This is a genomic window from Natrononativus sp. DTA114 (assembly GCF_059736515.1).
On the sequence record NZ_JCASSN010000001.1, the window covers coordinates 579,759 to 605,834 of the forward strand.

A 26,076-nucleotide genomic window follows, 5' to 3' on the forward strand; every position below is an offset into this window, starting at 1 on the left:
AGGCTCTAGCCGCCAGTATCGTACTTGTACGTCGCCTTCTCGGGATCGATCCCGAAGTCCTCGGGCGAATCCTCGTCGTCGCCGGGTTCGTCGGCACGCTCGCTCGCCCGCTTGAACGCAGAGCGCAGTCTCTCGGGTAGCCGAAACTCGTCGATATCGATCGAGAGGGGGACCGCCTCGGGGTCGGTCCGGCCGCGCTTCTCCTCGAGTCGCGTCTGTAGTACCTCGGGAAGGGTGTCGATGTCGATCCGTCGAAAGCCGAACTGGGCGAGGTACGCCGATTCGCTGGTCAGTGCGTAGACGCGTTCGAACCCCTCGTCGCCCGCGTACTCGAGGAGCCGTTCGATCACGTGCGCGCCGACGCCCTGGCCGCGCCATTCCTCGAGGACGCCGATGCTGGTCAGTTCGCAGACGTCCGCGTCGTCGGGAACCTTGTGGACGCGGATCCGGCCGAAGCCGGCTTTCGCGCCAGAGTCCTCGTCGATGGCGAGGACGTAGTCGCGAGACCGGAACGCCGTGTCGTCGAGCTCCATCGCCTCGATCTGATCGAGCAGCCAGACCTCCTCCCGGTTTTTCGCGTCCCGTACGTACATGATTCGATGTACGGCATGTGGGTCAAAAGCGTTTGTGGAGGGCGGTCAGCTTCCGGTCGTCGGTTTCCACCTCGAGGACGGTACTTTCATCGTCGGGGACGGCAAACCTTGCCAGTAGACATGGAACAGGAGCCCATCGACGAGGTGGTTCACGAGCCGTCCCGGTCGTTCGTCGAGTCCACGAACGTCCACGCGTTCATGCAGACACACGGCATCGACGACTACGACGAGTTGATCGAGCGGACGACGACCGATCTCGGCGACGGCGAATCGGGCGTCGACTGGTTCTGGGACGAACTCGTCGACTATCTCGATATCGAGTTCTACGAGCCCTACGACGCCGTCAGAGATGATGCGGACGGACCACAGTTCACCGACTGGTATCCCGGCGGGAAACTCAACGTCGCCCACAACGTCCTCGACCGCCACGCCGACGTCGAGAACGCGACCCGAAACCGGGTCGCGACCATCTGGGAGGGCGAGGACGGCGAGGTTCGGGAGGTGACCTACCACGAACTTCACCGGGACGCGAACCGGGTCGCGAACGCCCTCGAGCAGCGGGGGATCGAAACGGGGGACACGGTCGGCCTCTATATGCCGATGGTCCCCGAGGTCGTCTCGATCCTCTACGGCTGTTTCAAGGTGGGCGCGATCGCGGTGCCGATCTTCTCCGGTTTCGGCGTCGACGCGGTCGCGACCCGCATCGCCGACAGCGAGTGTTCGGTACTGTTCACCGGCGACGGTTTCCTCCGGCGGGGGAGCCCCATCTACCTGAAGGAGTCCGCGGACGAAGCCATCGAGGAGGCGGGCCACGTCGAGCACACCATCGTCTTCGACAGACTCGGCTCCAGAAGCGAAGCGGACGACAGGAGCAACGGACACGAAATCCCGTGGACCGACGGCCGCGACGAGTGGTGGGCCGACGCCGTCGGCGACCGGGACGACGCCTACGAGACGAAATCGCTGCCCTCGAGCCAGGAATCGATGCTCCTCTACTCGTCGGGGACGACGGGGACGCCGAAGGGGATCGTCCACACCCACGCGGGCGTCCAGACCCAGTGTGCGAAGGAGCTCTACTTCGGCTTCGACCTCAAACCCGCCGACCGCTTCTTCTGGGTATCAGACATCGGCTGGATGATGGGGCCGTGGACGCTGATCGGCGTCCACAGCTTCGGTGGGACCGTCTTCATGTACGAGGGCGCACCCGACTACCCGGACCCCGACCGATTCTGGGCGATGATCGACCGCCACAAACTCACCCAGTTCGGCATCTCGCCGACCGCCATCCGCGCGCTCCGGAAGTACGGCGACGAGCCGCTCGAGGGCCACGACCTCTCCTCGCTCCGGCTCCTGGGGTCGACGGGCGAGCCCTGGGATCCCGAATCCTGGCGCTGGTTCTACGAAAAGGTCGGCGGTGGGGAGGCGCCGATCATCAACATCTCCGGCGGCACCGAGATCTGTGGCTGCTTCCTGATGCCGATGCCGATCCAGCCGCTCAAGCCCTGCACCCTGGGCGGTCCGGGACTCGGGATGGACATCGACATCGTCGACTCGTCGGGTGAGTCGGTCGCCGACGACGGCGAGCGCGGCTTCCTCGTCGCCCGCGACTCCTGTCCCAGCATGACCAAGTCGCTGTGGTCGGGCGACGAACGCTACCTCGAGGAATACTGGTCGACGTTCGAGGACATGTGGGACCACGGCGACTGGGCCCAGAAGGACGCCGATGGCTTCTGGTTCCTCCACGGCAGGGCCGACGACGCCCTCAACGTGGCGGGCCGCAAGGTGGGGCCGGCGGAGGTCGAGGGCGCGCTCATCGACCACGACGCGGTCAACCAGGCCGCGGCCGTCGGCGCACCGGACGAAACGACTGGCACGGCAGTCGTGGCGTACGTCATTCTCGAGGAGGGGGTCGACGAATCCGACGAGCTCCGCGCGGAACTGCGCGAGCAGGTCGGCGAGGAGTTAGGCAAACCGTTCCGCCCGCGCGAAATCCTGTTCGTCGGTGAGTTCCCAAAGACCCAGTCGGGGAAGATCATCCGCCGGGCGGTTCAGGCCGCCTACACCGGCGAGGACCTCGGCGATCTCTCGAGCCTCGAGAACCCCGAAGCACTCGAGGCGCTCGAAGACGCCCGCTAGGTGGACTCCTCGGCACCCTCGAGTTCGTACTCGAGCGCCCAGACGTGGAAGTGTCCGAACGCTGGGAACAACGCCTCGGCTTTCGGCATCGGCTCGTACTCGACCCGTGGCGGCACTTCGTCGTACTGCTGGCGAGAAACGATCCCCGCGTTGGTCAGTTCCCGAAGGCGTACCGACAGCGTGTTCGGCGCGATCTCGAGAGTGGATTCCAGCTCCGAGAACCGCAGGGGACCCTCAGCGAACGCGAACTCCGAGAGGATCGCGATCGCGTGCGCTTTGCCGAGCAGTTCCAGGAGGTCTGCGACCGTCGCCTCGATTCGCGCTCGTTTCTCGGGAGCCAGTGACGCCCGGAGATCACGCGCTTCCGCTGCCGTCAGTCCGGCACCGAGTACCGGTGGTAGGTCGTCTCGAATCACGTTCGTGACTTGATTCGGATAGCCTATAGTCTTCTCCCAAATCGAACGGCTGCTACCTTCTGTGGGTCACTACTTCGAAGCTTCGAAGTCACAAGTATATGGGAACTGGGTGCGAAATGGAGCCATGCGAATCGCCATCTTCGGCGCGACCGGACGGACGGGTATTCCGCTGTGTGAACAGGCGCTCGAGCGCGGCCACGACGTCGTCGCACACACTCGCTCACCGATGAAGCTCCCCTTCGACGACGATCGACTGACCGTCGTCGAGGGAGACGCCTACACCGGCGATGGCGTTTCGGACGCGGTTGCGGGTGCCGACGCCGTCGTCAGCGTTCTCGGTCAGGGGGAGTCCTCACCGGACGACCTCCTCACGGTCGCGGGCGATCACATCATCGTAGCGATGGACGACGCTGGCGTGTCGCGGTTCGTTACCCTGGTCGGTGCCGGTGTTCGCGAGGAGGGAGAATCAGTCTCGCTCGGGGGGATGATCATGGGTAGGCTGTTGAAACTGCTCGCGCGCGACGTCCTGGAAGACGCCGCAGAACACGTCCGCCGCGTGCGGGAAAGCGACCTCGAGTGGACGGTCCTCCGCGTTCCCCGCCTCGGCGAGGGCGACTCGAGCGACGACTACCGCATCGGCGACCTCAAACTCGGCTTCGAGGCGGTCGACCGCGCCGACGTCGCAACCTGCGTTCTCGACCGTCTCGAGGCGGGCGACTACGTCGAGGAGATGCCGAAAGTGGGGGCCCCGTGAATCTTCGTGAACCGATCGATACCGTGACTGTTCCGTCCCCGGATAACACACCGTAACGTCTAATCCTCGTCCGCCCGGGTTACCTGTATGAACCGGCCGCGACTGCCAAGTAGACCTCCCGCGCACGGTGCGGCCGCTCGAGCGACCGACGAGGACGATCTATGAGCAGGGGCACCGACCGCTCGGTCGACCTCATCAACGGGCGGCTGATCTGGCCGTTGATCGTCCTCTCGATTCCTATCGTGCTGACGAACATGCTGCTCGTCGGCTACAACCTCGCGGACACCTTCTGGGTCGGTCGGCTGGGCCAGGAGGGCGTCTCCGCGCTCTCCTACGCCTGGGCGATCGTCTTCCTCGTGATCAGCTTCGCGATCGGCTTCAACATCGCCGGCACGGTGCTCGTCGCCCAGAACAAGGGCGCGGGAAACATCGATCGGGTCGGCGGCGTCGCCGGGCAAACGATCTCGTTCGTCCTCCTGCTCTCCGTACTGCTGGGCGCGATCGGGTACGCGCTCTCGCCGTGGCTGCTCCGACTCGTCGGCGCCGAACCCGGCAGCCTCGAGTACACCTACGCGCTCCAGTACGTCCGCGTGGAGTTCCTCGGCATGCCCTTCATCTTCGCCTTCTTCATCTTCCAGTCGCTGCTGCAGGGCTGGGGGGACACCCGGACGCCGCTGTACCTGATGGCCGGGAGCGTCGCCCTCAACGTCGTCATCGACCCGTTCTTCATCCTCGGCTTCCAGGACAACGTCGTCTTCGCCTGGTTCGGCCTCGAGGGCCTCGAGGCCGCGCTCTACGAGGCGACCGGTTTCGACGGGCTGGCGGTGATGGGGGCGGCGGTCGCGACGATCATTTCCCGAACGCTCGCGGCCGCCGTCGGGCTCTGGCTGTTGCTCTCGGGTCGGGTCGGCATCCAGCTCTCGCCATCCGACTTGCTGCTCGAGCGGGAGACGGTCAAAAAGATCGTCACCATCGGCGCGCCCGCGAGCGTCGAGGTGAGCACCAGCGCCGCGAGCGTAACGATCCTGACCGCACTCGTCGCGCTCGCCGGGGCCGAAGCCGTCGCGGCGTACGGCATCGGCTCCCGGGTCACGTCGGTGGTCGTCCTGCCGGCGATCGGGCTGGCTCGCGGGGTCGAGACCGTCGTCGGGCAAAACCTCGGCGCCGAGCAGGTCGACCGGGCGAAGCGAGGCGTCTACGCCGGCATCGGACTGATAACCGGGGCGTTGCTTTGCTTTTCGGTCGTCGTGTTCGCCCTCGCGTTCCCAATCATCGACGTGTTCGTGGCGGGTTCGGGCGCCGACACGGTGATCGGTATCGGCGGCGAGTACCTCCAGATAATCAGTCTCTCGTACGTGTTCCTCGGGGTCTTCTACGTCGTCCAGGGCGGTTTCCGCGGCAGCGGCAGCACTCGAACCGCGATGGCCTTCGCGATCCTCGGTTTCATCGTGTTTCGGGCGGCGTTCGCCTATACGCTCTCGGTCCAACTGGAACTCGGTGCGACCGGAGTCTGGTACGGCGAAGCGATCGCGAACGTCTGCATGGTCGTCTTCGCCGGGCTCTACTTCCTCCGCGGAACCTGGACCGAGGGCGTCGTCGAACGGGGCGAGAAACCGACCGCGACCGGGAGCGAAACGGGCGGCTCGAGGCGCGTCTCCGACGTCGACTCACGCGATCGATGACCGACGGTTCCGCGATCCGCAGATTATTGTGGACGGCTGGTGTCGAAGGTGGTATGACGATCACGTCGACAGCGCCGGGAACTCGCCGCGGTCAGGACGATGGGTGAGGAGTTTTCGACCGCGAGTTCCGTCAGGGACGCTGACGGCCCCCTCGATCGGGCGCTCAACTGGCTGTTGCTCACCGGAAACCGGCTGTTGGTCGCGGTCGGACTCACGATCATCGCCGTTCTCGCCGTGTACGGGCTGATCCAGGCCGACGTCATCACCGTCGGCCCGAACAGTGTGGCCGAGACGGCGTTCGGCAGCGGGTTGATCTCCGGAACGTTGACGCTCGTCACCGTCGCGCTCTCGATCAACCAGCTGATTCTCTCGCGCGTGTTCGGCTCGCCCGACGGATTACGGGACAAACTCGACGGAACGCGGGAACTCCGCACGCGCGTTCGCGACCACGCGGGAGAGTCCGCGACGCCCAACGATCCAGCGGAGTTCCTCTCGCTCATCGCCGAAACATTGTCCGACCACGCCGACCGATTCGAAACGGCCGCCGGAGACGCCGTCGCCGGGGAGCCGTCGGTGCGTTCGTACGCCGAGGGAATTCGCTCGTACGGCGAGAGCATCGACGAGAAGATCGAGAACGGGACGAACATCGTGGACGTCCTCGCCGTCATCATCGGCACCGAGTACGCCCGAAACCTCACCGCGACCGAGTACGTCGGCCAGGAACACGAGGAGTCGCTCTCGGAGGACGCCCACGAGGAACTCGAGGCGATCGACGACCTGCTCGAGTCGATCGCGATCACCCGGCAGTTCTTCAAGACGCTCTCGCTGCAACAGGACTTCGCGAGACTGTCCCGGGTCGTCGCCTACACGGGATTCGTCGCGCTGCTCGCCAGCATCGTGCTCACGCTGCTGTACCGCCCCGAGGGGATGACGATCGATCCAGCGTACGCGCCGCTCGTCGTCAGCGTCGGACTGGGCGTTATTCTCACGCCGCTGACGATCTTCATCGCGTACATCCTCCGGGCGGCGACGATCGGCAGACGGACCGTCTCGGTCGGTCCGTTCGTGCCGCCGGAAGATCGGGAAGACGGCTCCTGAACTGGCACACCAGGTTCGATCCCCCCTTCCAGAAGACCAGTTCCGACTCGCACACAGCTAAGGAGCTGTGTCCGTAACTCCTTCCCATGCTTCACGCCGAAGGCCCCCTGCTCACCGTCGACGTCGGCGAGCGAACGGCCGAGAGAATCGAGATCAACGACACCCTCGAGCGCACCGTCGGCGGCCGCGCGCTCGCGACCGCGCTCGCCCACGATCGAATCCCGTTCGACGCCGACCCGTTCGGCCCCGAGAACCGGGCGTACCTCTCGACGGGTCCGCTTCAACTGTCGCAGATGTCCTTTACCGGGCGGATGAACATGACCGCCCTCTCGCCGCTTTCGGACGGGCTGGCGTCGACCAACGCCGGCGGCTACCTCTCGAGAAACTTCGCTGAGACCGGCATCAGCGTCCTCGAGGTCGTGGGAGAAAGCGACGAGTTGCTCGCCATCCACGTGACCGACGAGGGTGTCGAGTTCGAAGCGGTGCCGGAACTCGAGGAGGCCACCGTTCCCGAAACGTCCGAGTACGTGGCCGAGCACCACGACCTCGACGCCGAGAACTGCATCGCGATCGGGCCGGCCGGCGAGAACCTCGTTCGCTTCGCGAGCGTGATGACCTTCGATTCGCGGGCCTTTGGCCGCGGCGGCCTCGGCGCGGTGCTGGGCTCGAAGAACGTCAAGTGCGTCACGTTCTCGGGTGATTCCCCGCCGACCGTCGACATCCCGAACCCGCCGGAGATGGACGTTCACCGGGAGGCCGCCCAGTCCGACGACCGGATGAAACGCCAGGGAACCACCGGGGGAACGGAGTTCATCAACGACAACTTCTCCCTGCCGACGAGATACTTCGAGGAGTACGAGTTCGAACACGCGGCGGGAATCGGCGGCAACGCCGTCGAGGAGAAGAAGTACAAGAAAGGCGCCTGCTCGGCGTGTGCCTACGCCTGCAAGCTCCCCACCAGGGACGAGGAGGAAGGTATCGAGACGGAGGGGCCGGAGTTCGAGACGGTGTACGCCTTCGGCTCCCTCCAGGGCGTCGGCGACATCGTCGACGTGATGAAGTCGAACGAGCTGTGTGACACCCTGGGGATGGACACCATCTCCGCGGGCGTCGCTGTCGCGGCCTATCTCAAGAGCGAAGATGCCTTCGGCGACGCCGATCTGGCCCACGAGATCACCGAGAAAATCGCCTACCGCGAGGGGATCGGCGACACGCTCGCCGAGGGCGTCCACCGCTCTCACGAGGAACTGGGCGTCGATGACTACACCGTCAAGGGCGTCGAGTTCGCCGCCCACGACGGCCGCGTGCTCCACGGCCAGGGGCTCTCCTACGCCGTGGCGAACCGCGGCGGGGACCACATGTACGCGAGCATGCTGAGCCTCGAGTACAGCGGCGAACTCGACCCCGAGGGCACCCTCGGCAAAGCCGAAACCCTGGTCGACCAGGAGAACTACGCCGCCTTCCGTGACTCGGGCGTGGTCTGTGCCTTCGGCGGCGACTACGTCACCGACGAGCGCCTCGCCCAGCTGTTCGACGCCGACTACGAGGAACTGATGGCCGTCGGCGCCAGAACCGTCGAACGCGAGCGTCACTTCAACAATCGGCGCGGCTTCGATAGCGAGGAGGACGGCCTCCCCTACGAACTGCCGGACCTCGAGGACGCCATCGGCGAGTACTACGAGGCCCGCGGCTGGAACGACGACGGAACGGTACCCGACGACGCGGTCCGGTCGGCGTCGTCGTCTGCGGACTGAGGCTCGTCGGTATCCCGGTGCAGAACAGCCCACGTTCTCCTCAGGCGCCGAGCCAGCTTCCGGTCGACACCTCGTGGCCGTGCTCCCGGCAGATCCTGGCGCTCCGCTTGCGAACGCTGCGGGCGGACGGAAACCGTTCCTTGGTTCGGATCTCCGCCTGAATCCACTCGGCCAGTTCTCGAGCGGGCTCCTTGCCGGCGATATCGCGAACCTCGCGGACGCCCTTCTCGTAGGCGTTCCGTCTCGATCCTTCCTTTCGCTTGGCCGCCTTCTGGGTTCCGAGGTCGAACGTCTCCTGTGTCGTTCGATCGATCTCCGCGAGCAGTTCCGTGGTAAACTGCGTCATACTCTCTGGGTGTACGACAGAGCCCCAAAGCGGTGCGGGTTGCAGCGATCGCGAACGCCGCCAGTCACTTGGCCTGTTCGGGGACGGAAACCGCTGTCTCGGGTTTCGACTCGAGAACGTGGCGGTCGGGTAGTTCCGGCTCCGGCTCCCGGCCGACGGTGAAGAACCGCTCGGTGCGCGTGAGTTCTTCGGTAGCGGGGCTCGGCTTCGCGAACCGCTCGTACTCGACGGCGACACCCTCCGGTTCGGGCGCGATGCGAACGGCTGCGAGCTGGTAGGACGGGTAGAACACCGGCGGCAGTATGCCGGTGATCCCGTCCCGCCGGTGGAGGCGCTTGAGCCACGTCCCGCTGTTCACGAGGACCCCACCGTCGACCTCCCGGATGGTCGGTCGGTGCGTGTGTCCGTAACAGAAGATCGTCGTCTCGGGTTCCTCGGCGAAGATCTCGCGGGCGGCCTCGACGTACGGCGTTTCCGCGTCGACCGTGAGGTCGGTTTCGAACACGCCGAAGCGGTCGACGGTCTTCCTGACGTCCCGCCGGATGAAGTACAGCGGGATGCCGACGAGCAACAGCAGGCCGGCGACGGCCACGTTGATCGCGAGGAAGAACCAGGCCGCCGTTCCGGCCGTCCCGAACTGTCCGAGGAACGCCGTCGTCCGGTCGACGGGGGCCGACCAGATCCCTACCAGATCCAGCCCTGCGAGTACGGCCAGGATAGCGCTCACGTTGAACAGCAACAGGAACGGAACCAGCGAGTAGCGCAACAGCGGGTTCATCTCCCGGTAGAAGTACTTTGAGAGCAACCAGACGGGCATCCGTTCGGTCGGGGTGACCGCCTGGACGTCCTTCAACCAGTTGTACCGCCCCCGATCCGAAAGTTGACCCGCTCGGCTGGTGACGAGGGTGTTGTAGTAGTAGCCAAGCGGCGTCGCGTGGGGGTTCCCCCAGTCTTCGATCCGGTTGTTCGGATCCTGCTGGTGGCCGTGCTCGAAGTGAATCGCCTGATCGCCGACCCGTCGACTGATCGACTGGTCGGTGACGAGATCGATATTGTAGTCGGCGAAGCGCTCGACGTACTCGTCGTAGGCGGCGAGTTCGTGGTCGTGGTTGCCCGGCAACAGCGTGATCGGAACGTTCTCGCCGGTCGCCCGGAACTGTTCGAACAGCTCCGGGTAGGTCTCCTCGAGCACGTCGAACTTCTCGATCCCCTCGACGGTCGTGAACTCCCAGAGGCCGAACGCGTCGCCGTTGATGATCAGTTCGGCGTTCTCGTCGGTCCGCTCGAGGCGCTCCAGAAAGGTGAACAGTTCCTCGAGAAAGTCGACCTCCTCGAGTTGCTCGTCGCCGCCGATGTGCAGGTCGCTTACGACGTAGTAGACCCGGTCATCGGTGTCAGTGCCCATCGTCACAGATGCGCGTCTCTCGCGCAAAAAGGATTCTCTTCTCCGCGTGCTCGTTTCACCGTGACGTTATCGGCGGGTGAGCGGCACGTGAACGAGCGAGTCGGGTACGGAGTACGTGGCGTGGCGATTCGGCAACGACGATCACGGGTAGTGATCGCTCGGAGTTCGGTCCCCCGAGCAGGGGTGATCCGTCCGGCGCCGGTCGGTGGGGGACTGGTGACGGCGCCGACAGTTCAGGAGGCGTTAGCAGTCGGCGTCGACCGCAGCGTCCTCGGTGTCGTTCTCGAACTCGGTGTCCTCAGTGTCGTCGACCTCGGCGTCTTCGTCGCCGATCTCATCGAGGTGGTCCTCGAGGTCCGTCGCATCAGCCGCCTCCTCGGGGAGGTCGACCGAGACGTCCTCGTCGTAGTCGAAGGTGACCGTTTCCGTGCCGGTCAGTACGATCTGACCGGATGTCGGCACGTCGTCGGCCTCGTCGAACGTGAGACAGAGTTCGATCTCGGTGACGGTCTTCACCGGCAGTTCGGTCTCCTCGTCGATCCACATCGTGACCGTGACGTCGAGGTCCTCCTCGAGTTCCTCGAGCAGTTCGTCGTCGGTCATCGCCTCGTCCTCAGCGCCGTTGGACGCTGCGTCGTACTCGTCTTCGATCAGCGCCCAGTACTCGGCTGCGTCAGGCGTGAACTCGACGACGGTCACGTCGGTGCCGTCGTGCTCTTCGTGGCCGACGACCTCGGCGTCAGCGGCGGCGGCGATCGTGAGTTGCTGGTCGAGGGGGTGCTGGTGGTCGAACGTCTCGTCGTCCGCGTCGATCGACACCCAGTCGGAGTCCGCACCGAGGGCATCGTTCGTGTAGATGGTGTCGTCGACGTAGTACGTCGACACCCCGTGTTCGCTCTCGACGCCGTCGAAGTTGGTTGTGACCGTCTGATGGTCACTCATCCGATCGTTCGCGACGTCGACTGCACCGGAGCGGTCGATCGCCGTCTCGGTTTCGAGGGTTTCACCCTCGCTCGTGACGCTCATCGTTAGTTCGCTCTCGACGTCGTAGGCGTACGACTCGAGGTCCGCGTCGGGGTGGTCGGCCGACGTGTCGTTCTCGGCGACGGCGACACCACCGACGGTGCCGGCGGAAACGACGCCGACCGCGACGACCAATACGAGCAGGCCAGTAAGCAATGATTTCGTCTGTGTCATGTCTACCGCATGCTGACAGTTCATGATCACATATTTATCAGTATGCAAACCGACATACAATTATTAAAATTATATGTAATGCTAGCTCAGACAATAGATGTTAAAAAATCTATTTAAGCGCACGGTTGCCTGGCGACTCGCCGAGTCAGGAGTTGGGTCGAACTCCCAAGTTGCCTACACACGAGTGCTCGCGAGGTCGTCTACCCGCCGTAGACGGACGGAACGAGTCGAAGCACATCGCTCGTCTCGAGAGGCGTCTCGAGTCCCTCGAGGTGGCGCACGTCGGTCTTGTTCTTCGTGACGACCGTCTTCCCGGCGAGATCGTCGCCGTCGACGAGTCGGCCCTCGAGGGCGGGGTAGGTCGTTTCGAGCTCCGCCAGGAGTTCGCCGACGGTGTCCGCATCGGTGTCGAGACGGACGGTCTTTTCGCCGAGATCCTCGCGGAACGGGCCGAAGAACACGCACTCGAGTTGCACGCAGTACTCTATCGAGCGTCGACTCTTGTATTCGACGGTTGCGTACCCGGTTTCGGCTTCACGGCACAGAGCCGGTTTCGAGCAACGATCGACCTCGAACCTCCGACTCGGTCACCGTTCGAGGTCGATGTCGGCACAGACAAGCCGGCTGCCAGTCGGCTCCGCGGTGGGGTCGTCCCCGTCGGTCACGACCGTGAGAGCGGGGTCCGTCCCGGCGTCACCCGGCAGTTCGACGACGGCTCCGGCGAGCAGCGGGGCGACGACGCCGGCCGCGACCGCCCGCGGATCCGACAGCGGCGCCGCGACCCGCACCCGATCACCGGACTCGAGGCCGAACTCGGACCCGACCTCGCGAGCGGCCCGGATCACTGCGCCGTGGCTGTACGTCCGGTCGCCGTCGGTCAGCAGCGCCGTTTCCGGGTCGATCTCGAGCGGCGGGAACGACGGGTTCTCGCTCCAGAGGCTGGCCTCGAGGTGGTGAACCCCGGGATCATCGGGTTGTTCGCCGTAGCCGATTCGCTGGGCGCCCGGTGCGAGCGTGTAGGACTCGAGGTCCTCGACGGGCGCAACGATCGCGCGGAGGTCACGCGCCGCCTCGTCGTTTCGCGGCGGCTCGAACCGGGTCGTGCCCTCGAGCAGCGCCGTCCCGAAAAACGAGAGGAGCGCCAGCGGCCCGTCGCCGACGATGCCGACGGTGACGCCGCGGCGAACGCCCGAGTGGCGGAGGAAGTTACCGGTCTTCCAGGTAGACGTACAGAGCCAGTGGTAGTCGTACTCGCGACCCGTCGAATCGCGGAGTGCGGGCGCATCGCTCCGCCGGTCGCGGGCGAAGAGGTCCCCGACGGTGTCCATAGCGGTGCTTTCGTCCCACCCGGGAAAAGATCGCTGATTCGGTCAGAACGTCCGCTTGATCTTCTCGAAGAAGCCTTCGTTGACCTCGATCTCCTCGCCGCCGGCCTCGGCGAACGCCTCGAGGGCGTCCCGCTGTTCCTCGTTCAGGCTGTCGGGGGTGACCACCTGAACCTGCACGTAGAGGTCACCCTGCCCGCGACGCTGGAGTCGCGGCATCCCTTTCCCCTCGAGGCGGAAGGTTTCGCCGCTCTGGGTTGCTTTCGGAACCTCGAACTCGACGGCGCCCTCGATAGTCGGCACCTCGACGGTGTCGCCGAAGGTCGCCTGCGGGAACGAGATCGGTAATCTGTACCTGAGGTCGTCGCCCTCGCGTTCGAACGTCTCGTGCTCGCGGACGCCGACGTCGATCAGCAGGTCGCCGTTGGGGCCGCCGTTGGGACTCGGTGCACCCTCCCGCTCCATCCGCAGGGTCTGCCCGTCTCGGATACCCGCCGGAATTTCGACGGTGAGCGTCGCCTCCTCGCGAGTGTATCCCTCGCCACGGCAGTCCGAACAGGTCTCCGAGTAGAGCGTCCCCTCGCCCTCACACCGCGGGCAGGTCGTCGTCTGCTGGACCCGCCCGAGTGGGGTCTGCTGGACCTGCGTCACCTGGCCGCGTCCCTGACAGTCCGGACAGGAACTGGCGTCGGCGTCGGGCGGGTGGCCCTCGCCGTTACAGCTCTCGCAGGCTTCCGGGCGGGTCACGGTAAACTGCTTTTTCGCGCCGGAGAACGCCTCCTCGAGGTCGACCTCGACGGCCGTGCGCATATCCCGGCCTTTCCGGGGGCGGTTTCGGCCCTGGCCGCCCATCCCGCCGCCGAACACCTGCTCGAAGAGGTCGCCGAGACCGCCGCCCATCCCGCCACCGCCCATCCCGCCGAACGGGTCGCCGCCCGCGCCACCGGCGTCGAACCCGTGCTTTTCGGCCTGCTCGAACCGGTCGTGACCCATCCGATCGTAGGCCTGCCGTTTCTCCTCGTCGGTCAGCACCTGTTTGGCCTTCTGGATCTTCTTGAACTTCTCCTCGGCGTCCGGATCGTCGCTGACGTCCGGATGGTACTCCGTCGCCTTGGTCCGGTAGGCCTGTTTGATCTCGTCGGCGGAGGCGTCGGAACTCACGCCGAGTACGTCGTAGAAGTCCTCGCTCATTCGTTACCCACCGATACTCGGTTGAGACACTTGAAACGACCGTTCTGCGTGCCCGCCGAACTGCGCTTCTCGAGTCGGTCGCGGCGGTTCGCTCGAGGGACCGAGCTCGAGGCGATCGACTCGAATCGACTTCGACTCGTCCTTTCAGTCCTCGTCGTCGTCTTCGACATCTTCGAAGTCGGCGTCGACGAACTCCTCGCCCTCGTCCGCGTCGGGGCCGGGGTTCGGACCGCCGCCCATTCCGCCGCCACCGGCACCGGCGGCCGCTTCCTGCTGCTGGTAGATCTGCTTGCCGATCTCCTGAAGCTCCTTGCTCAGGCTCTCGGTCGCGGCTTCGATCTCTTCGGCGCCCGCGTCGGTGTCGTCGATCGTCTCCTCGAGCTCCTCGACCGCGTCGTCGATGCTCGCCCGGAGGTCGTCGTCGACCTGCTCGTCGTTCTCCTCGAGCAGGGTTTCGGCCCGCTGGATCGTCGCCTCGGCGGTGTTGCGGGCTTCGATGCGCTCGCGGCGCTGCTTGTCCTCTTCGGCGTGTTCTTCGGCCTCGGCCTGCATCTTGTCGATCTCGGCGTCGGAGAGGCCGGCGCCGCCCTCGATCGTGATCTCCTCGCTCGTCCCGGTGCCCTTGTCCTCCGCGCTCACGTTGACGATACCGTTCTCGTCGATAGAGAACGAGACCTCGATCTGCGGCGTTCCGGCGGGAGACGGCGGAATACCGGTCAGGTGGAACTCGCCGAGCATCTCGTTTTTCTCGGCGAGTTCGCGCTCGCCCTGGAACACCCGGACCTGCACCGAGGTCTGGTTGTCCGCGGCGGTGGTGAAGATCTTGCTCTCCTCGGTGGGAATCGTCGTGTTCTTCTCGATGAGTCGCTCGAAGAGGCCGCCTTTGACCTCGATACCGAGCGAGAGCGGCGTCACGTCGAGCAGAACGATGTCGTCGACCTCGCCGCCGAGCACGCCGCCCTGGATCGCCGCGCCCAGCGCGACGGCCTCGTCCGGGTTGACGTTCTTCTGTGGCGGCTCGCCGATGAGCTCCTCGACTTTCTCTGCGACCTGGGGCATCCGGGTCGAGCCGCCGACGAGCAGCACCTCGTCGATGTCGCCCTTCTCGTAGCCCGCGTCCTCGAGGGCCTGCTCGGTCGGCTCGACGGTGCGGTCGATCAGGTCGCTGGTGAGCGACTCGAACTTCGCGCGAGTCAGGCTCTCCTCTAGGTGGATCGGGCCGTCGTCGGTCGCCGTGATGAAGGGGAGGTTGATCTCCGTCTCCTTTCGGCTCGAGAGCTCGATCTTGGCCTCCTCGGCCGCGTCCTTGAGTCGCTGGAGAGCCTGACGATCCTCACGGAGGTCCATCCCGTGGTCGGCCTCGAACTCCTCCGCGAGGTAGTCGATGATCGCGTGGTCCCAGTCGTCACCGCCGAGGTCGTTGTCCCCGTTGGTCGCGACGACCTCGTAGACGCCGCCACCGAGGTCGAGGATGGAGACGTCGAAGGTACCACCGCCCAGGTCGTAGACCAGGACGGTCTGATCCGAGTCGTCGTCGAGGCCGTAGGCCATCGACGCCGCCGTCGGCTCGTTGATGATGCGCTCGACCTCGAAGCCGGCGATCTCGCCGGCGTCCTTGGTCGCCTGGCGCTGGCGGTCGGAGAAGTACGCCGGCACCGTGATCACGGCCTTCTCGACGTCGTCGCCGAGGTACTCCTCGGCGTCGCGTTTGATCTTCTGGAGGATCATCGCCGAGATCTGCTGGGGCGTGTACTCCTCGCCCTCGATCTCGACGGTGTAGTCGTCTTCGCCCATGTGGCGCTTGATCGAGGCGATCGTCTTCTCCGGGTTCTGAATCGCCTGGTTCTTCGCCGGTTTGCCGACGAGACGCTCCTCGTCGTCGGTAAAGGCGACGACGGAGGGTGTCGTCCGATCACCCTCTGCGTTCACGATGATCTCCGGGTCACCACCCTCCATGACCGCGAACGCACTGTTCGTCGTCCCGAGGTCAATACCGAGAATCTTGTTACTAGCCATCTGGGATCCACTTGTGCGCACTTTGTTTTAAAGGTTGCTACACCACGCGAGCCGGCGAATAAAATCTACGACCGGCTACCGAGAATGTTGTCACTCGGCGGCTAAGCGTCCTGAAAACAACCGTTCGAACACCGCATCCGGTGAGGAGTTACTCGTCGCTCGAGGTGGACTCTTCGGCTCCGTCGGCCGTCTCGTCTTCGGGGACGTTCCCACCCAGTTCGACCGCCGGATCTGCATCCTCCTCGTCGGCGTGCTCGTCCGCCTCCGACTCCGCTTCGAGTTCGCCGTTGCTCACCGTCACCTGGGCGTTCTGGATGACCTTCCCACCCATCTCGTAGCCCGGCGTGAAGACGTCGGCGACCGTTCCCTCGGGCTGGTGGCTGTCGACCTGGACCATCACCTCGTGGCGCTGCGGGTCGACGTTCGCTCCCGGCTCCGGATCGATCTCGTCGACGTTCTCGTCGTCCAGGACGCGGTCGAACTCCCGCATCGTCATTTCGACACCCTCGCGCAGGCTCTCGACGTCGTCGCTCTCCTCTTCGAGGGCGCGCTTCAGGTTGTCCCGGACGCCGACCAGCCGCGAGACGAGATCCTCCGTCGCTCGCTCCTCGAGTTGGTCCTGGCGCTTCTTGGCTCGCTTCTTGTAGTTCTGGAAGTCTGCCTGCGTGCGTTTGACCGTCGATTTCAGCTCATCGACCTCCTCGTCGCGCTCGGCAAGGGTCTGCTCGCGCGCCTCGAGTTCCCCCTGGAGCGCCTCGATCGTCTCGGCCTGGGCGTCGACGCGCTCGCGCAGGTCCTCGAGTTCCGCCCGCTGGTGGGCGACAGTCTCCTGTGCGCTCTCGGCGATCGAGCCCACCTCGCGAGCGAGCTCGTCGTCGTACGCGGCGACCCGATCCAGAACGTCCTGGACGTCGTCGCTCGTCTCCGGGGTGATCTCCGCCTCAGGGTCGTTCTCAGACGTCCGCTCGGCCTCCTCGTCGGGTTCCTTCCCTGACGGGACATCCCCGGTCGCGTTCATGCCCTCGTCTTCGCTCATATGCCTGTCAAGGAACAGCGGTAATAAAAGGGTTGAGGTCCGCCCGCCGTCCCCCACGGCGGTTGCGCGGGAACTATATGTCCTACTGGCCGATCATCCCATGTGGCTCCACGACCGCCCGATCCGGACTCGCTCGCGCTCAGCTACGAAGACGGGACGATCCGCGTCGACGGTCCGGAACGGACGCTCGCTACGCTCGAGAGCGAACTCGAGACGACAATGGACGGGACGCTGGGTCTCGAGTTCGATCCCCGCTCCGAGACGGGACGAGCGCCCGCGTTCCGGTACGCGCCGCTGCGGGTCGCGCTGGCTCGAGGACCCCATACCGTCGACGACAGGGTGCTGTCTCTCGACTCCCTCCCCGAACTCGAGTCGGCCTACGAACTCCGAGAGTACCAGCGGGCGGCGCTCGGCGACTGGCTCGCGACGGATCGGTGGGCCGCCGCTGATGTGTCCGCCTGGAGCGGCGACCGCCCGCTCGAGGCCGCCCCCGCCGGCGTCCTCGAACTCCCGACAGGCAGCGGCAAGACGGTGATCGCGCTGAAGGCGATCGAGCGCCTGTCGGTGCCGACGCTGGTCGTCGTTCCGACGATCGATCTCCTCGAACAGTGGCGCCGCGAACTCGAGCGGGAGTTTTCGGTTCCGGTGGGCCAGTTCGGCGGCGGCGAGCAGCGACTCGAGGCGCTCACGGTGTCGACGTACGACTCGGCGTACCTGAAGGCCGATTCCGTGGGTGACCGCTTCGGCCTGGTCGTCTTCGACGAGGTTCACCACCTCGGCGGCGAGGGCTACCGCGAGATCGCCCGGCTGCTCGCCGCACCCGCCCGACTGGGTCTCACCGCGACCTTCGAGCGCCCCGACGGCGCCCACGAGGTGATCGAGGAGATCGTCGGCCCGCTCGTCCACCGCGTCGACGTCGACGAGCTGGCGGGCGACCACCTCGCGAGCTACGACGTCAAGCGACTCGAGGTCGACCTCACCCCCAACGAGCGCGCGGAATACGAGGAGAACCAGGAGGTGTTCGCGAACTACCTGGCCCGCTCGAGCATCAGCATGCAGAGCGGCTCGGACTACCAGGAACTCGTCAAGCGCTCGGGCTCGGACCCCGCCGCCCGCGAGGCGTTGCTCGCCCGCCAGCGCGCCCGCGAGATTACTTACGGCAGTCGGGCTAAACTCGAGGCACTCGAGGGGATCCTCGCGGACCACCGCGGCGAGCGAACCATCGTCTTCACCGCCCACAACGACCTCGCCTACGACGTTAGCGAGCGGTTTCTGGTCCCGACGATCACCCACCAGACCGGTGCTGCCGAGCGCCGGGAGATCCTGAACCGGTTCCGCGAAGGGACCTACACCCGGATCGGAACCTCGAACGTCCTCGACGAGGGGGTCGACGTCCCCGACGCGAGCGTCGCGGTCGTGCTCTCGGGTAGCGGCAGCGAGCGGGAGTTCACCCAGCGCCTGGGGCGGATCCTGCGACCGAAAGCCGACGGCGGTCGGGCGATCCTCTACGAGGTCGTCTCGAGCGAAACCGCAGAGGAGCGAACGGCCGAGCGCCGCCGCGAGTGAGCCGTCAGAGCCAACCCGACCGTAGAAACGTCCCGACCGACTCGAGTCGAGCAGGTGGTCGTCCGACTGCTGGCACTGCCGGTCGTCCCCCCTGACGTCGACTACGGCGAAACCGTCCGTCGTTGCCCCGAAATCACCCAGTCATTACTCCCCGTAGGCGATCGTCGAGAGCAGCGCGTTCTCGGCCTGCCGGGAGTCCAGACGGGTGTGCTGGCAGACGACCGGCACGTCCGATCCGATCACGCTGGCGAAGTCCTCGCCTTTCGGGATCTCCTCGGGATCCTCGAACTCGTTGAACCGGAAGTGTGCGGTTCGTTCGGCGGGCACCGTCTTCTCGTAGGGTCCGATCGGTTCGCGGTCGGAGAAGTAGACGGTGATCTCGAGGTGCGCCTCCTCGTCGCCGGCGTTCAGCACGCACAGCGTCTCGTGGCTGGTCATCTCGGGTTCGGGGCCGGTGCTCTCTTCGGGGATGTAGCCCTCGGGGATGGCCCAGGTGTGCTTTCCGGTCATCGGCTCACTCGGGTATCGTCCCACGAACACGCGGATAACACATCGGCTTGTACCCTCAAGCGGAGCCGATTCAGCCGGTACCCGCCCGCGAGTCGGACGGTTTTTGGCGTCTCCGTCCCGACCAGGTATAGATGCTGACGAAGGATCTGCTGCGGGTCTCCCGCGCGGGCGGCGGCTACCACCCGCAGTTCGCCGGCCGCGAGCAGCGCCCGCTGGCGGCGCGGGTGATCGGCACGTTCCAGGGCCACGTCAACGAGCCCCGCGAACGTCTCGAGGCCGCCCTCGCCGACCTCGAGCCCGACGCGGACCACTTCAAACTCGCCCGGGGGTTCGCCGCCTTGCTCGAGCGCGAGGCGACCTTCGAGACGCGGGCCGCAGTCGATCCCGCCCGCGCCCGGAAGGCGGCGTTCGAGGCCGCCGAGGCGGTCGGCGTCGTGGGAGCGGACGAGCGAGCGATGGCGCTGGTGCGTGCCGGCGAATCGCTCGGGGTGTCGGCCGACGACCTCGAGGCGTCGCTGTACGCGGATCTCGAGGAGCGACAGGTGCTCGCCGAGGTCGACTCGCGGTGGGGTCCCGACGAACTCGTCGCCCAGTACAACCTCTCGCTGGCCCAGACGTCGCTGTTCGACGCGACGGAGGTGCGGGTGCGCTCGTCGGACCCGAAGGCGCTCGTCTCCGCGGTCAAGCGCCTGCGGCTGATGTACGAGATCCGGAAGACCGACGGCGATCGCGAGGTGATCGTGACCGGACCGACGCGACTCTTTCGCGCCACGCGCCGCTACGGCACCCGCTTTGCCCGTCTGCTGCGGACGGTCGCGAAAGCCGAGGAGTGGCGCCTCGAGGCGACGATCGACGATCGGGGCACCGAACGGACCCTGACCCTCTGCCACGAGGACCCCGTCGCCGTTCCCGACGCCGAGCCGGTCGCCGAGGTCTCCTTCGATAGCGCCGTCGAGGCCGACTTCGCGGCGCGGTTCTCGGCGCTCGACCTCGAGTGGGACCTGGTGCGCGAACCCGAACCGCTGGCGACGGGAACGCGCGTGATGATACCCGACTTCGCGTTCGATTATCGTCCTGCGGGCGCTGCCCGCAGGGCCTCGTCGGAGTCGTCCGACGGAGGCCACGTCGAGTTCCGGGTCTACTTCGAGATCATGGGCTTCTGGACGCCCGAGTACGTCGAGAAGAAGCTCGGGCAGCTCGCGGAGCTGGAGGACGTCGACATGATCGTGGCCGTCGACGAATCGCTGGGGGTCGGTGCGGAGATCGACGCCCGCGACCACCGAGCGATTCCCTACGCGGGCTCGGTCCGGATCAAGGACGTTCGAGACGTCCTCCGGGAGTACGAGCGGAACCTGGTGGCCGAGAGCGCGCTCGCCTTGCCAGAGGAACTCGCGCCGAAAGCGGACGTCGTCACGCTCGAGACACTCGCCGCCGATCACGGCGTCAGCGAGGACGCCCTCGAGGGCGTGGCGTTTCCCGACCACGAACTCGTGGGTCGAACGCTGATCCGACCGTCGGTGCTCGCTGAACTCGAGGACGCGATCGAATCCGGTCAGTCGCTCGCCGAGGCGGAGGAAATCCTGGACGAACGAGGGGTGAGCGACTCGAGCGCGATACTCTCGCGGCTCGGCTACCGCGTCGCCTGGGAGGGACTCTCCGGCGGCACGATCGAGAAGCGGTAGGGGCGCCGCGAACCGGCCGTGGGACGCCGGCTCACTTCTCGTTGACGGAGAGCACCCGCCCCGCCGCGACCGTCTGTCCCATGTCGCGGATGGCGAAGCTGCCGAGTTCGGGAATCTCGCTCGAGGGTTCGATGCTCAGCGGCTTCTGTGGCCGCAGCGTGACGACGGCGGCGTCGCCGGCCTGGATGTAGTCCGGGTTCTCCTCTTTGACCTCGCCGCTCGAGGCGTCGAGTTTCTGGTCGAGCGACTCGATCGTACACGCGACCTGGGCCGTGTGAGCGTGGAACACCGGCGTGTAGCCCGCCGTGATCACGCTCGGGTGTTGCATGACGACGATCTGGGCCTGGAACGTTTCGGCGACCGTCGGCGGGTCGTCGGCGGGGCCGCAGACGTCGCCCCGGCGGGTGTCGTCCTTCCCGATGCCGCGGACGTTGAAGCCGACGTTGTCGCCGGGTTCGGCCCGCGGGATCTCCTCGTGGTGCATCTCGATCGTCTTCACCTCGCCGCCGACGTCGCTGGGCTGGAAGGAGACGCTGTCGCCGATTTCCATCACCCCCGTTTCGACGCGGCCAACGGGGACGGTCCCGATCCCGGAAATCGTGTAGACGTCCTGGATCGGCAGCCGTAGCGGCGCATCCGTCGGCGGCTCGGTTTCGGGGAGGTTGTTCAGCGCCTCGAGGATCGTCGGCCCGTCGAACCACGGCGTGTTATCGGAGTGAGAGGCGATGTTGTCGCCCTCGAACGCCGAGATCGGGATGAACGAGGCGTCGTCGGTGCTGAACCGGACCTGATCGAGCAGGCTCTTGACCTCGCTGACGACCTCGCGGTAGCGGTCCTCGTCGTAGTCGACGACGTCCATCTTGTTGACGGCGACGATGAGTTCGCCGATTCCCAGGGTTCGCGCCAGGAACACGTGTTCCTGGGTCTGCGGTGCGACGCCGTCGTCGGCGGCGACGACGAGCACGGCGTTGTCCGCCTGGCTTGCGCCGGTGATCATGTTCTTCACGAAGTCGCGGTGGCCGGGCGTGTCGACGACCGTGAAGTAGTACTGGTCGGTGTCGAACTCCTGGTGGGCGATGTCGATCGTCAGCCCCCGCTCGCGCTCCTCGGCTAAGTTGTCCATCACGTAGGCGAACTCGAAGCCGCCTTTCCCCTTTTCGGCGGCCTCCTCGCGATGCTGTTCGATGACGTGTTCGGGCACGCTCCCGGTCTCGAACAGGAGTCGGCCGACCAGCGTGGACTTCCCGTGGTCGACGTGGCCGATGATCGCCAGGTTCTGGTGCGGTTTGTCTGCCATAGTGATCCCACGTATGGTATGCTAGTACAGAACAAAAGGGGGAGGGGGAGTTACAGGAAAAACCGTTCAGAAGGGAAGTGAGACGGCGGTTTCTAGAGGTCGCGCTGTCTCCCCTTCGGCACCATCGACCGGAGTTCGCCGTGAACGTAGAGGCCGACGCCCAGCGGTTCGCGCTCGCCGGCCACCTCACGGGCGGCGATCAGGTAGCCCCAGTCACCGTCCCACTCGAGGTCCTGGTCCTCGCCGGCGACGAACCGGGCGGCCCGCTCGCGGTTCAACTCGATGACGCACGACGTCGCCTCGCGGCCGAAACGCTGGGCGACGTCGGTCGTGGGTTTCCAGTGCTCCTGTCGGGTCCGGAGACAGGTCATGCCCAGCGCCTCAACTTCGGCGGGCGAGGGTGCCTCGCCGGCGTACACCCAGATTTTGCCCGCCCCCTTCTCCCAGAAGGTGTGACCGTCGAACGTCTCCGGCGGAATGTCGAACCGGTCCGCGAAGTAGTCCACGACCTCCTCGCGGCTCGCCCGGCCCTTGACGGCGCGCTCGGCGGCCGTCTCCGGCAGGCGATCGAACCGCTGACCGACGTTCTCGGCCATCAGGCGGTCACCTCGAGTTTCGCCACGAAAAAGCCGCCAGTATCGTTGTGGTGGGGGTAGATCCGGGCGGTCTTCGAGAGGCATTCGTCGTACGCCTCATCCCCCCACTCGGTGACGCCGGGGGCGCACTCGAGGCCCAGATCGAACTCGACGACCCGACAGTCCTCCCGGTCGAGGGCGTGCTGGACGACGGCCTCGTTCTCCTCGGGAGCGAACGTGCACGTCGAGTACACCACCGTCCCGCCCTCGCGGGTGGTCTGGATCGCTCGCCGGAGAATGCCCTTCTGGATGCCCGCGACGGAGTGGACGTGGTCCTCGGTCCACTCGTCGAGCGCGTCGGGGTTCTTCCGGATCGTCCCCTCGCAGGAACAGGGGGCGTCGACGAGCGCCCGGTCGAAGGCGTCGATCTCGAGCGGTTTCAGCGAGTAATTCCGGGCGTCCTGGTGGGTGACGGCGACGCTCGTCGCGCCCAGTCGCTCGGCGTTGAACCGCAGCGCCGACAGCCGCCCGAGGTTGCTGTCGTTGGCGACGACCGTTCCCCGATCGTCCATCAGCGCCGAAAGCTGGGTCGTCTTTCCGCCGGGGGCGGCACAGGCGTCCCAGACGCAGTCCCCGGGCTGGGGGTCGAGAACGCCCGCCGGGACCGCCGACACCTCCTCCTGGCCGTGCGTGAATCCGAGGTACGACGCCCAGGTCGATCCCGGCGAATCCGTCTCGAGTTCCAGTACGCGCGGGTTCCAGTCGGCCTGCTCGTAGTCGACGCCCTCCTCCTCGAGCGTCGCGGTCGCTCGCTCGGGAGTCGCCTTGATCGTGTTCACGCGGACGACGTTCCCCAGCGGCCGCTCGCAGGCGTCGAGAAACGCCTCGAAGTCGTCGATGATCGGTCGATACCGCTCGAGTGGTTCCATTGGAGTCGGGTTCGGGGAGCCGGCGTTTGTGGGTTTCGAAGCGGTCCGTGGCGCTCCCTGGTTCGTCGCCGTCCACGCTTTTATATGCTGGCGCACAGTGGTTCCCGTATGCCACAAATTCGCATCCAGGGGGAGGAGGCCGAACTCGAGGAACCGACGCTCGTCGAGGGATTTCCGGGGCTCGGCCTCGTCGGGAAGATCGCCACGGACCACCTGGTCGATCAGCTCGAGATGCGCTACTACGGGAGCGTTCACTGCGACGGCCTCCCCCGCGTCGGTATCTACCGGAGGGGTGATCCGACGATTCGCCCGCCCGTCCGACTGTACGTGAGCGAAGAGCACGACCTTCTCGCGCTCCAGAGCGACGTGCCGATCAACTCACGAGCGGTCAGCGTCGTCGCCGACTGCGTGACGAGCTGGGCGATCGACCACGAGGTCCGCCCGATCTACCTGAGTGGGCTTCCCGCCGAACGCGACGGGCGGCCGGCGCTCTCCGGCGTCGCAACCGGCGACGCGGGCTCGGTTCTCGAGGACCACGGAATCGACCACCCGCCCGAAGACGGCGTTGTGAGCGGTCCGACCGGCGCGCTGTTGAACCGGGCGGCCCAGGTCGGCTACGACAGCCTCGGGCTGATCGTCGAATCCGAGCCGCAGTTTCCCGACCCGGAAGCCGCGAGCGTCCTGCTCGAGGACGGCATCGCGCCGATCGCAGAGCTCTCGGTCGACGTGGACGAACTGGTCGACAGCGCAGAAGAGATCCGCGAGCAGCGCGAGCAGTTCGCCCAGCGGATGCAACAGGCCGGCCAGGAGGAGAGTTCACAGGCGCGGCCGCTGCGGATGTACCAGTAACCCGTCGACCACCGTCGCATCGAGTCGCCCCCCGCCGCGCGACCCCGGCAGCTGACGTACCACCGGTGAGCGACCGACGTCGCCCGGCGCGACAAACCGTCGATACTTAGGTTCCCTCTCTCGAACGACACAGGCATGGCCATCGCTGAGGACGCCGAGGAAACCGACGAGGACGGGGCCGTCGGCTCGACCGCGGGCTCGAGCAGGGACGCCGAAACGGACGAGCGGCGAGAGGACCGCTACACCCGAAAGCGGTGCGTGCTGATCACGGGCTGTTCGTCCGGAATCGGGCGAGCGACCGCCCGGGCCTTCCTCGAGAAGGACTGGCTGGTCGTCGCGACCGCCCGCGACCCCGAGGATATCGCGGATCTCGCCGAACTCGGCTGTGAGACGCTCGCCCTGGACGTGACGGACCCCGAGCAGGTCGCGAGGGTCGTCGAGCAAACCGTCGATCTCGGCGGCGCGATCGACTGCCTCGTCAACAACGCCGGCTACGGCCAGTTCGGGCCGCTCGAGGACGTCTCAACCGCAGAGCTCCACCGCCAGTTCGACGTCAACGTCTACGGCCCGCACCGACTCACCCGCGCCGCCCTCCCGCACATGCGCGCGCAGGGCGAGGGCCGGATCGTCAACGTCTCGAGCGTTTTCGGCCGGATGGCGTTCGGCGGCACGGGCGCCTACTCGGGGACCAAACACGCACTCGAGGCGATGAGCGACGCCCTTAGAGCGGAGGCCGAGGAGTTCGGCGTCGACGTGGTGTTGATCGAACCCGGCGCAGTCGAGACGGAGTTCACCGAGCGGGTCGACGACGAACTCCCCCCGGAGGAGACGCGAACCCCGGCCTACGAGTCGCTGTACGAGATGATCGAGGAGGCCCAGCTGATCGGCGGCAGCGGACCGCTCGCGATCACTCCCGAGGAGGTCGCCGCGGCGATCCTCCACGCGGGAACCTGCCCGGAGCCGCCGGCGCGCTATCCCGTCGGCCCGCTGGCGGAGTACGGGATGTACGTCCGATATCTCCCGGACAGCCTCCGCGATACCGCCTACGGGCTCATCCGAAAGCTGGTCTGAGCCACTCGTCCCGTCAGAGGGCTTATGATTGGAGCGCAGGTAGATAGCGTATCGATATGTCCGACGACCCCTCCGAGATCGTACGCCTCGCCGACGGCGTCTCCGCGGTTCTCTACGGCGTCGTCGGCTGGATCTCGATCGGAATCGGCCTCGTCGCGGCAGCCGTCGTCCTCGGGCAACTCGCACAGGGCGGCGTGACGACGGGCGCGGTGATCCTCTCGACGCTCTGGCTGCTGACCGCGTTCGTTCTCGTCGCGCTGGGTGTCTTCGTCAACCCCCGACTTCGGCGACGGCTGAATCGCCGTCACGCCCCCTCGAAGTTCGGCCGAGTCCGAACCGTCGACCGACGAGTCATCCGCCCCGAGGAAAACTGCACTGAGCGATGCGTCGACTGTGACTCCCGGGTCGGCCGCGGGCTCCTCAGCCGATACCGCGAGGAGTACGCCGTCGCCGGCGTGCCAGTGTACACTCGCTCGGAGGGGGACAACCACTACTGCCTCGAGTGTGCGACCGACGAGCTGCCCGCGGTCGACGGACGCGAGGCGGCGACCGGGCCGGACGAGGGGGAACGCGGTCGCAGCGACGACGCGTCGACTGCGGACGAATCGGAGCTCCTCCTCGAGCGAGACGTCGACCGGTAGCGAGGCG

Annotated in this window: 24 protein-coding genes; 10 read left to right on the plus strand and 14 right to left on the minus strand. The window is 66.2% G+C overall.

The window, feature by feature from the left end; all coding sequences use genetic code 11:
• Positions 1-5 precede the first annotated feature (5 nt).
• Positions 6-593 carry a GNAT family N-acetyltransferase gene (locus AC6I6S_RS03040; protein WP_497948254.1) on the minus strand — a complete coding sequence of 196 codons (588 nt, stop codon included), beginning with the start codon at positions 591-593 and terminating at the stop codon, positions 6-8.
• A 120-nt stretch (positions 594-713) separates the two neighbouring features.
• On the opposite strand from AC6I6S_RS03040, the gene AC6I6S_RS03045 reads away from it, so the two are divergent.
• Positions 714-2,729 carry an AMP-binding protein gene (locus tag AC6I6S_RS03045; RefSeq protein WP_497948255.1) on the plus strand — a complete coding sequence of 672 codons (2,016 nt, stop codon included), beginning with the start codon at positions 714-716 and terminating at the stop codon, positions 2,727-2,729.
• Here the strand turns inward: AC6I6S_RS03045 and AC6I6S_RS03050 are convergent.
• A complete protein-coding gene (locus tag AC6I6S_RS03050; protein WP_497948256.1) occupies positions 2,726-3,145 on the minus strand; it encodes a winged helix-turn-helix transcriptional regulator in 420 nt (139 codons plus the stop codon). The genes AC6I6S_RS03045 and AC6I6S_RS03050 overlap by 4 nt on opposite strands.
• A gap of 124 nt (positions 3,146-3,269) precedes the next feature.
• On the opposite strand from AC6I6S_RS03050, the gene AC6I6S_RS03055 reads away from it, so the two are divergent.
• From AC6I6S_RS03055 to AC6I6S_RS03070, 4 genes are all read left to right on the plus strand, one after another.
• Positions 3,270-3,899, plus strand: coding sequence for an NAD(P)-dependent oxidoreductase (locus AC6I6S_RS03055; RefSeq protein WP_497948257.1), 630 nt, complete (start codon positions 3,270-3,272; stop codon positions 3,897-3,899).
• Between the two features lie 161 nt (positions 3,900-4,060).
• Complete coding sequence (locus tag AC6I6S_RS03060; protein WP_497948258.1) at positions 4,061-5,581, plus strand: MATE family efflux transporter; 1,521 nt, start codon at positions 4,061-4,063, stop codon at positions 5,579-5,581.
• A 99-nt stretch (positions 5,582-5,680) separates the two neighbouring features.
• Positions 5,681-6,679, plus strand: a complete 999-nt coding sequence (locus AC6I6S_RS03065; RefSeq protein WP_497948259.1) for a DUF7972 family membrane protein — start codon at positions 5,681-5,683, stop codon at positions 6,677-6,679.
• Between the two features lie 86 nt (positions 6,680-6,765).
• Positions 6,766-8,433 carry an aldehyde ferredoxin oxidoreductase C-terminal domain-containing protein gene (locus AC6I6S_RS03070; RefSeq protein ID WP_497948260.1) on the plus strand — a complete coding sequence of 556 codons (1,668 nt, stop codon included), beginning with the start codon at positions 6,766-6,768 and terminating at the stop codon, positions 8,431-8,433.
• A 40-nt stretch (positions 8,434-8,473) separates the two neighbouring features.
• Here AC6I6S_RS03070 and AC6I6S_RS03075 read toward each other — a convergent pair whose 3' ends face one another.
• The 8 genes from AC6I6S_RS03075 to AC6I6S_RS03110 all read right to left on the minus strand — a co-directional run bounded on the left by AC6I6S_RS03075 (position 8,474) and on the right by AC6I6S_RS03110 (position 16,949).
• Positions 8,474-8,779: a hypothetical protein gene (locus tag AC6I6S_RS03075; protein WP_497948261.1), complete on the minus strand. Its 306-nt coding sequence runs from the start codon at positions 8,777-8,779 to the stop codon at positions 8,474-8,476.
• A 64-nt stretch (positions 8,780-8,843) separates the two neighbouring features.
• Positions 8,844-10,184, minus strand: a complete 1,341-nt coding sequence (locus AC6I6S_RS03080) for a metallophosphoesterase (protein WP_497948262.1) — start codon at positions 10,182-10,184, stop codon at positions 8,844-8,846.
• 243 nt (positions 10,185-10,427) lie between these two features.
• A complete protein-coding gene (locus AC6I6S_RS03085) occupies positions 10,428-11,381 on the minus strand; it encodes a DUF6612 family protein (protein ID WP_497948263.1) in 954 nt (317 codons plus the stop codon).
• Between the two features lie 200 nt (positions 11,382-11,581).
• Positions 11,582-11,857 (minus strand): ubiquitin-like small modifier protein 1, encoded by a 276-nt coding sequence (locus AC6I6S_RS03090; protein WP_497948264.1) that lies wholly within the window; start codon positions 11,855-11,857, stop codon positions 11,582-11,584.
• Positions 11,858-11,968: 111 nt separating this feature from the next.
• Positions 11,969-12,709, minus strand: coding sequence for a hypothetical protein (locus AC6I6S_RS03095; protein WP_497948265.1), 741 nt, complete (start codon positions 12,707-12,709; stop codon positions 11,969-11,971).
• 42 nt (positions 12,710-12,751) lie between these two features.
• Positions 12,752-13,897, minus strand: a complete 1,146-nt coding sequence (dnaJ, locus tag AC6I6S_RS03100) for a molecular chaperone DnaJ (RefSeq protein WP_497948266.1) — start codon at positions 13,895-13,897, stop codon at positions 12,752-12,754.
• A 144-nt stretch (positions 13,898-14,041) separates the two neighbouring features.
• Complete coding sequence (gene dnaK / locus AC6I6S_RS03105; RefSeq protein WP_497948267.1) at positions 14,042-15,913, minus strand: molecular chaperone DnaK; 1,872 nt, start codon at positions 15,911-15,913, stop codon at positions 14,042-14,044.
• Positions 15,914-16,061: 148 nt separating this feature from the next.
• The gene (locus tag AC6I6S_RS03110; RefSeq protein WP_497948268.1) at positions 16,062-16,949 is read right to left on the minus strand and encodes a nucleotide exchange factor GrpE; all 888 of its coding nucleotides are present in this window, start codon (positions 16,947-16,949) and stop codon (positions 16,062-16,064) included.
• Between the two features lie 75 nt (positions 16,950-17,024).
• Between AC6I6S_RS03110 and AC6I6S_RS03115 the strand changes: the two genes are divergently transcribed.
• Positions 17,025-18,515 (plus strand): DEAD/DEAH box helicase, encoded by a 1,491-nt coding sequence (locus AC6I6S_RS03115; RefSeq protein ID WP_497949290.1) that lies wholly within the window; start codon positions 17,025-17,027, stop codon positions 18,513-18,515.
• A 144-nt stretch (positions 18,516-18,659) separates the two neighbouring features.
• Here AC6I6S_RS03115 and AC6I6S_RS03120 read toward each other — a convergent pair whose 3' ends face one another.
• Positions 18,660-19,025, minus strand: a complete 366-nt coding sequence (locus AC6I6S_RS03120) for a sensory rhodopsin transducer (RefSeq protein WP_497948269.1) — start codon at positions 19,023-19,025, stop codon at positions 18,660-18,662.
• A gap of 131 nt (positions 19,026-19,156) precedes the next feature.
• Here AC6I6S_RS03120 and AC6I6S_RS03125 point away from each other — a divergent pair, with 131 nt between their 5' ends.
• Positions 19,157-20,707, plus strand: coding sequence for a DUF790 family protein (locus AC6I6S_RS03125; protein WP_497948270.1), 1,551 nt, complete (start codon positions 19,157-19,159; stop codon positions 20,705-20,707).
• 31 nt (positions 20,708-20,738) lie between these two features.
• On the opposite strand, the gene tuf is transcribed toward AC6I6S_RS03125, so the two are convergent.
• From tuf to AC6I6S_RS03140, 3 genes are all read right to left on the minus strand, one after another.
• Complete coding sequence (gene tuf, locus AC6I6S_RS03130) at positions 20,739-22,004, minus strand: translation elongation factor EF-1 subunit alpha (RefSeq protein WP_497948271.1); 1,266 nt, start codon at positions 22,002-22,004, stop codon at positions 20,739-20,741.
• A 92-nt stretch (positions 22,005-22,096) separates the two neighbouring features.
• Positions 22,097-22,600: a DUF7122 family protein gene (locus AC6I6S_RS03135; protein WP_497948272.1), complete on the minus strand. Its 504-nt coding sequence runs from the start codon at positions 22,598-22,600 to the stop codon at positions 22,097-22,099.
• Positions 22,600-23,508 carry an RsmB/NOP family class I SAM-dependent RNA methyltransferase gene (locus tag AC6I6S_RS03140; protein WP_497948273.1) on the minus strand — a complete coding sequence of 303 codons (909 nt, stop codon included), beginning with the start codon at positions 23,506-23,508 and terminating at the stop codon, positions 22,600-22,602. Before AC6I6S_RS03140 ends, AC6I6S_RS03135 begins: the two co-directional genes overlap by 1 nt.
• Positions 23,509-23,616: 108 nt before the next feature.
• On the opposite strand from AC6I6S_RS03140, the gene AC6I6S_RS03145 reads away from it, so the two are divergent.
• The 3 genes from AC6I6S_RS03145 to AC6I6S_RS03155 all read left to right on the plus strand — a co-directional run bounded on the left by AC6I6S_RS03145 (position 23,617) and on the right by AC6I6S_RS03155 (position 26,069).
• Positions 23,617-24,357 (plus strand): proteasome assembly chaperone family protein, encoded by a 741-nt coding sequence (locus AC6I6S_RS03145; protein WP_497948274.1) that lies wholly within the window; start codon positions 23,617-23,619, stop codon positions 24,355-24,357.
• Positions 24,358-24,492: 135 nt separating this feature from the next.
• Positions 24,493-25,428 (plus strand): SDR family oxidoreductase, encoded by a 936-nt coding sequence (locus AC6I6S_RS03150; RefSeq protein ID WP_497948275.1) that lies wholly within the window; start codon positions 24,493-24,495, stop codon positions 25,426-25,428.
• Between the two features lie 56 nt (positions 25,429-25,484).
• Complete coding sequence (locus tag AC6I6S_RS03155; protein ID WP_497948276.1) at positions 25,485-26,069, plus strand: DUF8108 domain-containing protein; 585 nt, start codon at positions 25,485-25,487, stop codon at positions 26,067-26,069.
• Positions 26,070-26,076: the final 7 nt, after the last annotated feature.